The sequence below is a fragment of the Xanthomonas sp. NCPPB 3200 genome, from assembly GCF_056393585.1.
On record NZ_CM150785.1, the window covers coordinates 2747384 to 2759754 of the forward strand.

General features: G+C 67.8%; 10 protein-coding genes and 1 tRNA gene. 7 read left to right on the forward strand and 4 right to left on the reverse strand.

Annotated features, from left to right (window positions below; genetic code table 11):
* Positions 1 to 22 precede the first annotated feature (22 nt).
* Positions 23 to 1090, forward strand: a complete 1068-nt coding sequence (queG, locus tag AC06DU_RS12070) for a tRNA epoxyqueuosine(34) reductase QueG (protein WP_478202506.1) — start codon at positions 23 to 25, stop codon at positions 1088 to 1090.
* Between the two features lie 54 nt (positions 1091 to 1144).
* The gene (gene xseA, locus AC06DU_RS12075; RefSeq protein ID WP_478202507.1) at positions 1145 to 2485 is read left to right on the forward strand and encodes an exodeoxyribonuclease VII large subunit; all 1341 of its coding nucleotides are present in this window, start codon (positions 1145 to 1147) and stop codon (positions 2483 to 2485) included.
* Between the two features lie 234 nt (positions 2486 to 2719).
* Here the strand turns inward: xseA and AC06DU_RS12080 are convergent, their stop codons facing one another.
* Both AC06DU_RS12080 and AC06DU_RS12085 read right to left on the reverse strand, forming a co-directional pair.
* A complete protein-coding gene (locus AC06DU_RS12080; protein WP_184431311.1) occupies positions 2720 to 3967 on the reverse strand; it encodes a virulence factor in 1248 nt (415 codons plus the stop codon).
* Positions 3968 to 4214: 247 nt separating this feature from the next.
* Positions 4215 to 6080: a formylglycine-generating enzyme family protein gene (locus AC06DU_RS12085; protein WP_478202509.1), complete on the reverse strand. Its 1866-nt coding sequence runs from the start codon at positions 6078 to 6080 to the stop codon at positions 4215 to 4217.
* Between the two features lie 97 nt (positions 6081 to 6177).
* Between AC06DU_RS12085 and rnd the strand changes: the two genes are divergently transcribed.
* The 5 genes from rnd to AC06DU_RS12110 all read left to right on the forward strand — a co-directional run bounded on the left by rnd (position 6178) and on the right by AC06DU_RS12110 (position 9935).
* Positions 6178 to 7272, forward strand: a complete 1095-nt coding sequence (gene rnd, locus AC06DU_RS12090; protein ID WP_478202510.1) for a ribonuclease D — start codon at positions 6178 to 6180, stop codon at positions 7270 to 7272.
* 470 nt (positions 7273 to 7742) lie between these two features.
* Complete coding sequence (locus AC06DU_RS12095; RefSeq protein WP_039516171.1) at positions 7743 to 8144, forward strand: H-NS histone family protein; 402 nt, start codon at positions 7743 to 7745, stop codon at positions 8142 to 8144.
* Between the two features lie 88 nt (positions 8145 to 8232).
* Positions 8233 to 8308: transfer RNA gene (locus AC06DU_RS12100), tRNA-Ala, on the forward strand.
* A gap of 172 nt (positions 8309 to 8480) precedes the next feature.
* On the forward strand, positions 8481 to 8657 hold the full coding sequence (locus AC06DU_RS12105) for a hypothetical protein (RefSeq protein WP_162839012.1): 177 nt from the start codon (positions 8481 to 8483) through the stop codon (positions 8655 to 8657).
* A gap of 198 nt (positions 8658 to 8855) precedes the next feature.
* Positions 8856 to 9935, forward strand: coding sequence for a sensor domain-containing diguanylate cyclase (locus AC06DU_RS12110; RefSeq protein ID WP_478202512.1), 1080 nt, complete (start codon positions 8856 to 8858; stop codon positions 9933 to 9935).
* 222 nt (positions 9936 to 10157) lie between these two features.
* Here the strand turns inward: AC06DU_RS12110 and AC06DU_RS12115 are convergent, their stop codons facing one another.
* Together AC06DU_RS12115 and AC06DU_RS12120 are read right to left on the reverse strand one after the other, a co-directional pair.
* Complete coding sequence (locus AC06DU_RS12115) at positions 10158 to 10667, reverse strand: chemotaxis protein CheW (protein ID WP_024939283.1); 510 nt, start codon at positions 10665 to 10667, stop codon at positions 10158 to 10160.
* 11 nt (positions 10668 to 10678) lie between these two features.
* Positions 10679 to 12337 carry a methyl-accepting chemotaxis protein gene (locus AC06DU_RS12120; RefSeq protein ID WP_054592737.1) on the reverse strand — a complete coding sequence of 553 codons (1659 nt, stop codon included), beginning with the start codon at positions 12335 to 12337 and terminating at the stop codon, positions 10679 to 10681.
* Positions 12338 to 12371 lie beyond the last annotated feature (34 nt).

The window sequence follows — 12371 nt, forward strand, 5'->3', positions numbered from 1 at the left end:
CGAGAATTCTATACTTGTCGCCATGTCTGCCGTCCTTACCCGCCCCGACCCCACCGACGCTGCCGCGCGCATCCGTGCGCTCGCGCGCGAGGCCGGCTTTCAACGCTGCGGCATCACCGGCATCGAGCTCGGCGAAGACGAGGCGCATCTGCGCAGCTGGCTGGAAGAAGGCCTGTACGGGACCATGCACTGGATGGCCCAGCACGGCGACAAGCGTTCGCGCCCGCAGGAGCTGGTGCCGGGCACCTTGCGCGTGCTGTCGGTGGGCATGGACTACGGCCGCAAGGACGACACTGAGGCCTGGAACACCTTGCACGACGGCCGCCGCGCCTACGTGGCGCGCTATGCGCTGGGGCGCGATTACCACAAGCTGATGCGCAACCGGCTGCAGAAACTGGCCGAGCGTATCCAGGGCGAAGTCGGCGCGTTCGGCTATCGGGTCTTCGTGGATTCGGCACCGGTGCTGGAGCGCGCACTGGCGCGCAATGCCGGGCTGGGCTGGATCGGCAAACACACCTGCCTGATCGATCGCAATGGCGGCTCGTGGTTCTTCCTGGGCGAGATCTACCTCGACCTGCCCTTGCCCATCGATACCCCGGCCACCGCGCATTGCGGCACCTGCACGCGCTGCATCGACGTCTGCCCGACCCAGGCCATCATTGCCCCGTACCGGCTGGATGCGCGCCGCTGCATCGCCTATCTCACCATCGAACACGAGGGCGCGATTCCCGAGCAGATGCGCAAGCCGATCGGCAACCGCATCTTCGGTTGCGACGACTGCCAGCTGGTCTGCCCCTGGAACAAGTTCGCCCAGCGCACCGACGAAGCCGATTTCCGCGCCCGCAACGAGCTGGATGTGGCGACGCTGCCGCAGCTGTTCGCCTGGGACGAAGACGAGTTCCTGCGCCGCACCGAAGGTAGCCCGATCCGTCGCAGCACCCATCAACGCTGGCTGCGCAACATCGCGGTCGGCCTGGGCAATGCGCCCGGTACGCCGGAGGTGTTGGCAGCGCTGGAAGCGCGCCGCCACGACGCCTCGGAGCTGGTGCGCGAACACGTGGGCTGGGCGTTGGCACAACACGGCTTGTGAGGTCTCGCCCGATGCGCTCACGCATGCGCATCGCCGCTGCGGGATAATGCGGCGATGGCCGACCGCAACGAACAGATCCTCACCCCCAGCCAGCTCAATACGCTGGCGCGCGACCTGCTGGAAGGCAGCTTTCCGCTGGTCTGGGTGGAGGCAGAGCTGAGCAGCGTCACGCGCCCGTCCTCGGGCCATCTGTACTTCACGCTCAAGGACGCGCGCGCGCAGATCCGTTGCGCGATGTTCAAGCCCAAGAGCACCTGGCTGAAGTTCCAGCCGCGCGAAGGGCTGCGCGTGCTCGCGCGCGGACGTCTCACGCTGTACGAAGCGCGCGGCGACTACCAGCTGGTACTCGACCACATGGAAGAGGCTGGCGAAGGCGCCCTGCGCCGGGCCTTCGACGAACTGCGTGCGCGCCTGGCCGCCGAGGGCCTGTTCGACGCCGAGCGCAAGCAGCCGTTGCCGGCGCATGTGCGGCGGCTGGCAGTGATCACCTCGCCCAGCGGTGCGGCGGTGCGCGACGTGCTCAGCGTCCTGGCGCGCCGCTTTCCGTTGCTGGAAGTGGACCTGCTGCCCTCGCTGGTGCAGGGCGACAGCGCCGCGGCGCAGATCACCTCGTTGCTGCAGCGCGCCGATGCCTCCGGGCGCTACGACGTCATTCTGATCACCCGCGGCGGCGGCTCGCTGGAAGACCTGTGGGCCTTCAACGACGAACGCCTGGCCCGCGCGATTGCCGCCGCGCACACGCCGGTGGTGTCGGCGGTCGGGCACGAGACCGACTTCAGCCTCAGCGATTTCGTGGCCGATGTACGCGCGCCCACGCCCTCGGTGGCGGCGGAGCTGCTGGTGCCCGATCAGCGCGAGCTGGTCGCGCGCGTGCGGCGTGCGCGCGCCCGCATGGCCCAGCTGCAGCAGCACGCGCTGGGCAATGCGATGCAGCGCGCCGACCGGCTCGCCCTGCGCCTGCGTGCGCACAGCCCGCAGGCGCGGCTGCAGTTGCTGCAACGCCGGCAGCAGGACGCCGGCCGCCAGCTGCGCGCGCGCATGACCCAGGTGCTGGAGCGTCTGCAGGCACGCCTGCAACGGACGCAGGCGCGCCTGCACGCGCACAACCCGCAACGCGATCTGGCCACGCTGCAGCAACGACTGCGCGCACTGCATCCGCAGGCAGCGATGCAGCGGCGCCTGCAGCATGACCAACTGCGGCTGCGCAGCCTGGCACGCTCGCTGGAAGCGGTCAGCCCGCTCGCCACGGTGGCGCGTGGCTATGCCATCGTGACCCGCACCGCCGATGGCAGCGTGGTGCGCAGCGCCGCCGAGGTCAGCGCCGGCGAGCGCCTGCGTGCGCAGCTGGCCGATGGCAGCATCGAAGTGCGGGTCGAGCCAGGCAACGAGGACTGAGGGCGGCAACCACGCGTGCTGCCTGGTTGCCGCGGGCAATCGCCAAGGACACACGCATCGCAGTGCCGCGACGACGATGCGCCTACCGAGGTCGCCCGCGCATCGTCGTGGATTGGGACAGAGGGAGCGCCGATACGGCGTCACCCGCTTTACCCGGGCGGGCCATAACTGGGGCGGGCCCTTCGACGCGCCACCGACCGCTCCGCATGCCCGCCGGCAGGCCTCGCACGCTTTTTATCCGTGACTGGGCGTCTGCGCCGCCTGCTGCCAGCCCTGCAGCAGCAGCCCGGCCAGCACCACCGGATCATGGTCGAAGTGATGCCCGCCCGGACGCGCCACCACCTGCACGCCACGCGCGCGCAACTCCGGGCACAGCGTGTCCTTTTCCTGATCGCCGTAGATGCATTGCAGGCGATGCGCGTCCAGCGACTGGATCGCCGGCTCCACATCGCGTTCGGCATCGTTGTGCCAGCCCAGCCAGCCACCGACACGCACCTTGAAATCGGCTTGATGGGCAAGGCCGAGCAGGCTGACAAACTGCACCGATGCGCGCTGCTGCGGCGACAGCTCGGGATAGGCAAAGGGCAGCACATCGGCGCCGAACGAGTAGCCCACCAGCGCGACATGGTGGATATGCCAACGCTGTTGATAGGTCGCAATCACCCGATCCAGGTCCGCCCCGACCTGCTGCGGCGTGCGGCTGGCCCAGAAGTAGCGCAGGCTGTTCCAGCCCACCACCGACACGCCCTGCTGCTGCAGTCGCGCGGCAATGCCCTTATCGAGTTCGCGCCAGCCGCCGTCGCCGGACAGCATGACCACCATACGGTCGCTGCCCGGCGCATGCAGCTCGACCAGCGGCAGATCGCCCACGCCCTGCGCCTGGGCCGTCAGGAAATGGCCCCGGGTGGCCGCAGCGATCTGCATGGGGCTGGCAGCGTCGACCAGGTCGTCAAGGAAGCCTTGATTGGCATCGGGCACGTCGCGCGAGCAGGCCAGGCCGCCATCGCTGGCGTCGCCATCGGCGACAACCGCGCCACCCAGCACGTCGGGCGCGGCCGAGGCCAGCGCCTGCCGCGCCAGCACCGCGCCATCGCCCTGCCCCACCAGCACCGGCGGCAGGAACGCGTCGACATGCTCGGCGCGCAGCAACTTCTTGCCCAATCGCTCGGCATCGTCGGCCAGGGAGCTGCAGGCTGCGTGATGCGCGCGCACCCGTTCGCGATAGCTGGCGGTATCGACCACCGCGACCAGCGCGCCGTCGTTGCTCAGCATCTCGGCAAGCCGCTGGCCGTCCTGCGCATGGCCACTGTCGGGCAACAGCACCACCATGGCCTTCGGCGTGCCTTCCGGACGTAGCACCTCCACCGAGCGGTAATGCCCGGCAGTATTTCCGTCCTGCAGATGACGCGCTACGGCGTAGCCACTGCCGCCGATCAGCAGTGCCGCGATGACCCAACGAAACACCTTGATTCCCCAGTCCATCACCGCAATCCTCGCAAGCGCTGGCGCTTGGACCGCGGCCGAGGCGGCCGGTTCCATGGCGATTGCGGGCAGCGTTCGCTGCGGTTAAGCCTGCGCGTCCTGGTCCTGCGGCGGTAAAGGCTAGGCCCTGCCTAGTGCGTTGCGGCCGACGGGCACTGCGGGGGGCGCAAGCCACCCGGACGGCACGGCGATCGATCTGCGTGCCGGCGCAAAACGCGCATGCGCACTTAATTACTGACTACACCTGCTAGATCCCGCGCGCCACCCGGAAGCCGATCCGTGCGCTGGTGCTGTCCGAGTCCTGCGACTGCCGCCAGGCCGCACGCGTCTGCTGCGGCGAGTTGGCCCAGCTGCCGCCGCGGATCATGCGCTGCCGGCAGCCGGGATTGAACCAGGCGGCACCATCGGCCGGCGCGCGACGGTAACTGGCATGCCAGCAGTCGGCCACCCATTCGCTCAGGTTGCCGCCCATGTCGTGCAGCCCCCAGGCATTGGCGCGAAAGCTGCCGACCGGCGCCGGGCCCCAGAAACCGTCGCCATAGCCGACAAAGCCGTTGTTCCAGTGCCGGCCGCTGCGCGAGACATCGTTGCCGCCGGTAAAGTTGCCCGCATCCAGCGGCGGCGAGCCGGCATTGCCCCAGGGATAGCGCCCGCTGGTGCCGGCGCGCACCGCGTATTCGAACTCGGCCTCGCTGGGCACGTGGTAATGACGGCCGGTCTGTTCCGACAGCCAGCTCGCATAGGCTTCGGCGTCGCGGATGCTGACGTGCATCACCGGGCTGTTGGGCGCGGCCTGCGCACCGTTGTAGTCGGACTGCCAATCCACCCCACTGCGGCGGATGAAGTTGCCGCTGCGCTCGTCGTACACCACCGAGTGCCCGCGCCGGGTGGCACGCGGGCGCGCGCCGGTCGCCTCGACGAACTGGCGGAACTCGGCAACCGTCACTTCGGTGATCGACAACGCAAAGCCGCGCGCGAAACGCACGTAATGCGCCGGGCGCTCGTTGTCGGAGGCGCCGGGCTCGGCATCGCCGGCGCCCATCTGGAACGCGCCATGCGGCACCACGATCATCTGCGGACCGCGCCCGCCGACCTTGAGCCCGTCGGTGAACACCTGCCCGGGGCGGAAGCTGCCGTAATGGGTGGCCAGTTCCAGCCGTCGCCGCAGATCGCCGGCCACCGCATCGCCCGGGTCGGCGATGCGCAGCACCTCGGCCAGTGTTTCGCCAGCCGCCTTGAGGCCGCGGGGCGAGGTGAGATCGTGCAGGCCGGCGTCGTGCAGGGCGGCGATCTGGGTACGACGCATGCGCTCGATGCGCGCACGTGCATCGGCAATGGTCGGTGCGCGCTCACGCACCTGCCCGGCCATCTGCAACCAGTAGCGTGCGCCGATGAAGTCGCTCGCCTCGGCCGCCTGCTCGGCGCGTGCCAGCAGGCCGCTTTCAACTGCAGCCAGCCCCTGGCGCGTGCGCGGGTTGTCCGGATCCAGCTGCGCCGCATCGCGAAAGTTCACCAGCGCCCCATTGCCGTCCTCGCCCAGGCGGCCGCCACGCAGATCCTCCTCGCCGGCACGGTTGAAGCTCAGCACCCGCTGTGCGGTTTCCACTGCGCGCTGCAGTGCACGCACCGTCGGGTCCTGCGGAGCGAGCGCCAGCGCCACGATGGCCAGCTCACGCGCCTGTTCCAGCGCGCTGTCCTGATGGTCGGTCTGCGCGATCAGCGCCTGGCCGCGCTCGATCAACCGGCGCCGCGCCTGCTCCAGTCCGCGCCGGCTGGCCGCGTCCTTGCCGTCGGCGCGTTGCTGGATTGCCAGATACAGCGGAATCGCATCGTCGGCGTCGCGATAGAGCCGATCGTCCTTCAATGCCTGGTCGGCGCGCTTGCGCACCTGCGCCAGCGGCTCATCGCCCAGGTCCACTGGCGGCGGCTGCCATTGCGTCACGGTTTCGGCGGATTCTTCGCCACCGATGGACACATTCGGCTGGCTCGGCACCGCGGCGACGGCGGCAGGTTGCGGCGCAGCGGCAGGCGCCGGCGTCGGTGTCCGCGAACAGGCGCACACGCTTAGCGCAACCAATGCCCACGCTGCGATCCGGTTACCGCACTCACCCACCACCTGCTCCTTCCAGTGCTCTGCCGCACGACAGGCGATCGCGACGTTAGGCTATTCTGCGCGTTCTGCGCAAACCCTTGCTGTCGACGGAAATCACGTGCCCCATTGGATCACCCACCCCTCCGAGCTGAGCGAACGCCTGCAGGCATCGCGTCCGTCCCGCATTGGCCTGGATACCGAATTCATTCGCGAACGCACCTACTGGCCGCAACTGGCGCTGGTGCAGATGGCCATCGGCGAGGAGATCCTGCTGATCGACCCGCTGATCCCGGGCATGAACGAGGCGCTCAGGGAATGGTTGACCGCCACCGACATCGTCAAGGTGATGCATAGCGCCAGCGAGGATCTGGTCACCTTCAAATGTGCGTGCGGGGTATTGCCGCGGCCGTTGTTCGATACCCAGATCGCCGCCGCGCTGGCCGGTGTGGGCGGTGGCATGGGCTATCAGAAACTGGTGCAGGAAGTGACCGGCACCTTGCTGACCAAGGGCGAGACGCGCTCGGACTGGATGCGTCGCCCGCTGTCGCCGGCGCAGCTGGAATACGCTGCCGACGATGTGCGTTACCTGTTCGCCATCCACGACGAACTCACCCGCCGCCTGACCGAGCAGGGTCGCCTGGACTGGCTGGCCGAAGACGCCGAGCGCCTGCTCGCCACGGTGGAGCATGACGATGGCGAGCGCTGGCCGCATGTGAGCCTGCGCACCGCGCAGTTCCTGGAGCCTGCAGCGCAGCGCCGCCTGTTGCGCCTGTTACGCTGGCGCGACCTGCAGGCGCGCCAGAGCGATCGCCCGCGCAGCTGGATCCTGGACAACGAACTGGCCAGCCAGCTGGCGCGCTTTCCGCCCGCCGATCTGGATGCCTTGCTGCGCCAGTTCGACAAGTTTCCCAAGGCGCCGCGCAAGCTCGCCGCCGCAGTGTGGGAAGCGCTCAGCACGCCGTTGCCCGACGAGGACCATGCACCGCTGGCGCAGGCTGCCACCGACGGCAACAAGGCCGTGCTCAAGCGCCTGCAGGACGCGGTGGCCCAGCGCAGCCGCGAGCTGGGATTGCCCGACGGCATCCTGGCCTCGCGCCGGCATCTGGAAACCCTGATCGAACAGCGCAGCTGGCCCGCACCGCTGGGGCAATGGCGCCGCGACGCGCTGGAAGCGCAGCTGACGCCGCTGCTGGAAGACACCACGGCGCAGTGACCTGATGCAGTAGTCGCCAGGCCAGACATCCACGCGGTCGTGGCGACGCGGGCAGACCACTCAGGGCCATTCGCCCGCTGCCTCGCACATCGCCGGCCGTGACAGGACGCCACGATCGGGCAGCATCCTCGTCGATCGCTGCATCCGCCCTTGCATGGCGCGCCTTCGAAACTGGCGCAGTTCATCGGGACACGGTTGGCCATGCTGCAGTCACTATCTGGCCAGCGCTGCACGCAGGTGTCATCCCGTCTGGGCTGCTGCTGTATCGTTATGGTCGGGGTCGCAGCCGGCGCAAGCAGGCTCGCCGGCCTCGCCAGGACCCTGCAAGCGCGTGACCAGACGCTGTGAAAGGCCTGGCCATGCCGCGTGCAGGCACGCGCACGCGCAACGGCCACCCCCGGGCCACATGCCATAATGACGCGCGCCCATTGGGCAACGTCTCCACCCCCTTATTCCGAGGCCATACCTCTGTGAGCAATACCACCTCCAAACTGGATTCCATCGCGCAAGCCAAAGCCAAGCTGCTGGACGAGCTGCAGAAGCTGGAAGAACAGGAAAAGACCGAGCGCGCGAGCGAGGCATCCTCTGCGCATGCCACCATCGTCTCGCTGCTCGAGCAGTTTGCCGGCCATTTCAACACCAAGCAGCGCAACGATATTGCCGCTTACCTGGGCACCACCGCTGCACGCAAGGAAGTGGTCAAGAGCGGCCGTAGCGAAGTCAAGCCGAAGTACGAACTGCCGCACACCGGCGAGACCTGGTCCGGCCGCGGCCGCACGCCCAAGGCCTTCGCCGCCTGGGAAGGCTCGGTGTCGTACAAGGAATGGAAGGCCAAGAACCCGGACCTCAAGTTCCCGCTGGTCCGCGAGTGATTGCCGCAGGATCGCGCCTGCGGGCGGCGATCCAGGTCGCCGGACTGCTTGGCGAATTGCGCGACATGTGGTTAGAATCCAGGCACGTGGGGCGGTAGCTCAGCTGGGAGAGCGTCGCGTTCGCATCGCGAAGGTCGAGGGTTCGATCCCCTTCCGCTCCACCATTGCTTCAATCGTAGAGGCCTCGGAAACGTCGTGTTTCCGGGGCTTTTCCGTTTTGGGCCCCTGCACCGGCAGCGCGTCGGCCTGGTGCATGCCAGGCCCCGGTACGGCCATGTCGCCAGGATCACATCGCGCGCGCTAACGTCCGTTTCATCACCATCCCGGACGTAAGCCATGAGCAACAAGCAGAGCCAGCCCGACAAGGCCGCCGACAATCAGCACGGTGTTTCGGAGAGCCAGCAGGATCGCAAACAGGATGAGGCCGCCAAGCAGCGTCCTGGGCAGAAGGACATGCAGATCCATGACGAACAAACCCGCCGCCCCAAGGGCAACGACGGCCAGGGCGAATGAGGCGCCCGGCAAGGCGGCCCTGCAGCGCGCCAGCGTAACGTCGCTGCCCCGCCCTGCCCGATGTGGCAAGATCGGTGACGGGCGTCATCCGCTGGGGTGGATGAGGTCTGCGCCAACCAACGCGTGCGACGGTCCAAGACACGGTATCGCCATGCGCACATCCATCGCCTGACGGCGCCTTGTTCCGGTGGTCTATCCATGCAGATTCCTGACGCGTCCGCGTTGCACCTCTTCCACGCGACGCTGCTGCCGCGCAACGCCGCCGTTGCGGCGCGACTGCCGGCGAACGAAGACGAACGTCTGGTTGCATTGCAGGACTACCAGCTGCTGGACACTGCACCGGAGCCGGTCTACGACGCCTTCACCTCGAGCGCGGCCGAGCTCTGCGGGACGCCGATGGCCCTGATTTCGCTGATCGACACGCAGCGCCAGTGGTTCAAATCGAAACTGGGCATGGCGCCACGCGAAACCCCGCGCGAACTGTCGTTCTGCGCGCACGCGATCCTCGAACCCGACCAGGTGATGGAGGTGGGCGACACCCACCAGGATGCGCGCTTCGTGGGCAATGCGCTGGTCACCGGCGAGCCACAGATCCGCTTCTATGCCGGCGCCCCGCTGCTGACCTCCGATGGGATCGCGCTGGGCACGCTATGCGTGCTGGATCGCACACCCCGGCGCCTGTCGGCAGCCGAGCGCGACGCACTGCAGGCGCTGGCACGGCAGGTCGTCGACACCATCGAGCTGCGCCGTGCGGCCAAGCTGGTCGAGCTGGACGCGCTGCGCGACGAACTCACCGGCATGTGGAACCGCGCCGGTCTGGAACATGCGCTGCAGACACACGCACAGAGCTCGCCCACTGCCGCCACGCCATCGCTCGCCCTGGCGCTGATCGAGCTGGATGGCTTCAAACGGCTGAGATTGCAGGCGGGCGCCGCGGCGGCGGATGCAACGCTGATCCAGGCTGCCAGGGTGATCGAAGCGCAGTTGCCGGATGCCGCCACGGTGGCACGATTGAGCCGGGATCAACTTTGTATTGCCTTGCCGGAAACAGCGGCAACCACGGCAATGGAGCTGATCGAGGCTGTGCGCAAGGCGATCGAAGCGGCCAGCTGGCCAGCCGGCGCACTGACGATCAGCGCAGGGCTGGTCGAGGTGGCAGCCGGTGCCTCGCTCGACAGCAATGCCTTGCTGGCGCGCGCGCGGCACGCCCTGCAGGGCGCGATCGGCAATGGACGCAACTGCGTGCAGCGCTTCAATGGCTGGCATCGGCAGGACTGAGCGGCAGACCGCGCATGGGCTCGGCGAGGTAGGCCAGCAGGGCGCTGATCGACACGACTGCGCAACCTTGAATCGCTAGATCGATGCCTGTGTACGGCTGCAGGCTTTCCACTTACGACCGCAGTGCACACACACCCGCCAGCGCGCCTGTCTTGCGTGGCTAACGCGTGTAGCGATCAGCTGCCAGGCGGCAGCCGTATCGCCAGCTGCGCTTGGCCAGGCTCAGGCTGCCAGGGCATCGGTGTTGCCGGCGATTTCGTCCACCTGCAGCACCTGCTCCATCTCCAGCAGCACCACGAAGCGCTCGCCCACCTTGCCCATGCCGCGCAGCAAGTCGCGGCGGATATGCGTGCCGAACGATGGCGCCGCTTCGATGTCCTGATCGGCCAGTTCGATCACCGCGTTGACCGCATCGACCAGCACCCCGATCACCTGCGTTCCCTGCGCCTGCTCGGTGGCCAGGATCACGATGCAGCTGCGCTTGCCGATCGCGCTGTCGGCACGCCCCAGCCGCGACTGCAGATCCACCACCGGCACCACCGCACCGCGCAGGTTGATCACCCCGCGCACGCAGGCCGGCATCGACGGCACCGGCGTGGGTGCGCGGTACTGGATGATTTCGCGAATGCCAAGAATGCTGATGGCGAAGGTTTCGCCATCCAGCTGGAAGGTCAGGTACTGGGCCGCCGCATCGGCGTCGCCAGGCATCACATCGGGGGTCTGTGCAGTCATCGATCGGTCTCTCAGAAGCGGGCGAACTGGCCTTCGTCCGGGCCCTCGGACATCGCATAGGCCGGTGCTGCGTCACTGCGCCAGCCGCGCGCACCGGGCGCACGTGCCGGGCGTGCGGCCGCCACCTTGCCGCGCTTGGGCGGCGTGCTCGCCGGCCCCTGCCCGCCCAGGCGGAAGAACGCCATGCTCTGCTGCAACTGCTCGGCCTGCGCGCTCATTTCCTCGGCAGTGGCGGCCAGTTCTTCCGACGCACTGGCGTTCTGCTGGGTGGTCTGGCTCAGCTGCACCACCGCCGAATTGATCTGGCTGACACCGGAGGATTGCTCTTCGGAAGCCGCGGAAATCTCCTGCACCAGGTCCGAGGTGCGCTTGATGCTGGGCACGATGGTGTCGAGCAGACGGCCGGCGCGATCGGCCAGTTCGACGCTGGAACTGGCCACCTCGCCGATCTCCTGCGCGGCCACCTGGCTGCGTTCGGCCAGCTTGCGCACCTCGGCGGCCACCACGGCAAAGCCCTTGCCGTGTTCGCCGGCGCGCGCCGCTTCGATCGCTGCATTGAGCGCGAGCAGATTGGTCTGATACGCGATGTCGTCGATGATGCCGATCTTCTGCGCGATCTGCTTCATCGCCTGGGTGGTGGCGACCACCGCTTCGCCGCCTTCGATGGTCTCCTTCGCGGCCTGCGTGGCCATGCCATCGGTGATGCGGGCGTTTTCGGTGTTCTGGCTGATCGATGCGGTCATCTGCTCCAGCGAAGCGCTGGTTTCCTCCACACCGGCGGCCTGTTCGCTGGCGGCCTGCGACAACGACTGCGCGGTGGCGCTGACTTCCTCCGACGCGCTGGCCAGGGTTTCGGCACTGGTGTTGACCTCGCCGACCACCTGCGACAGCTTCTGCACCATCGTGCGCATCGCTTCGAGCAGCTGCGCGGTTTCGTCGCGGCCATGCACGTCGATGCGCATGGTCAGATCGCCTTCGGACAGCCCGTTGGCCACCGTCACCGCGCGGCGGATCGGGCCGGTGACGCTGCGGCTGATCACCACGCCGAGAACCGCGCCGAGCAGTACGCCGCCGCAGATGATGGCCATCAGCAGCTTGGAGCTGCGCGCATGGATGCTGCCGGCTTCGGCATTGGCCGAGGCAGCGCTGCGCTCGCGCAGGCCGCTCAGATCGGTCATCAAGGTATCGACTTCATCCGAGCTGGCACGCACCGCACGCGAGAGTTCGGCCAGTTCCGGGTTGGCGTCGCGCAAGGCTTCGCGGTTGGCGGCGTCGATGAAGCGGCCGCGCTCTTCCAGGTATTTCTGCCAGGCGCGGTCGAACTGCGCCAGCTTGTTCCTGCCTTCCTCGGTCTGGAAGCTGGAACGCGCGCGCGTCATGTAATCGACCACCTTGGCGGTGTACTTGTCGATGTTCTGCACATGCGACTGGCGCTCTTCGGCGCTGCTGGCCAGCAACAGGTTGGCGCGTGCGCGGCCGGCGTAAATCAGGTTGATATTGGCCTCCTTGACGTTCGACAAGCCGAGCAGCTCGCGCTCGTAAAGCGAGGTCGACAGGTCGCTGATCCGACCGGAGTTGGAATAACCCACCCACCCGATGCATGCGCCGATCGCCGAGACGATCAGGAACGCCACGATCAGCCTGGTTCCGATTCTGAAGTTGCCTAACATTGGGGAGTTCTCTTGAAGGTAGTGCATGCGCGAC

Coding starts and splice junctions, on each gene's coding strand:
- queG (WP_478202506.1), top strand. CDS start 23: ATGTCTGCCGTCCTTACCCGCCCCGACCCCACCGACGCTGCCGCGCGC.
- xseA (WP_478202507.1), top strand. CDS start 1,145: ATGGCCGACCGCAACGAACAGATCCTCACCCCCAGCCAGCTCAATACG.
- AC06DU_RS12080 (WP_184431311.1), bottom strand. CDS start 3,967: ATGGACTGGGGAATCAAGGTGTTTCGTTGGGTCATCGCGGCACTGCTG.
- AC06DU_RS12105 (WP_162839012.1), top strand. CDS start 8,481: ATGAGCAACAAGCAGAGCCAGCCCGACAAGGCCGCCGACAATCAGCAC.
- AC06DU_RS12110 (WP_478202512.1), top strand. CDS start 8,856: ATGCAGATTCCTGACGCGTCCGCGTTGCACCTCTTCCACGCGACGCTG.
- AC06DU_RS12115 (WP_024939283.1), bottom strand. CDS start 10,667: ATGACTGCACAGACCCCCGATGTGATGCCTGGCGACGCCGATGCGGCG.
- AC06DU_RS12120 (WP_054592737.1), bottom strand. CDS start 12,337: ATGTTAGGCAACTTCAGAATCGGAACCAGGCTGATCGTGGCGTTCCTG.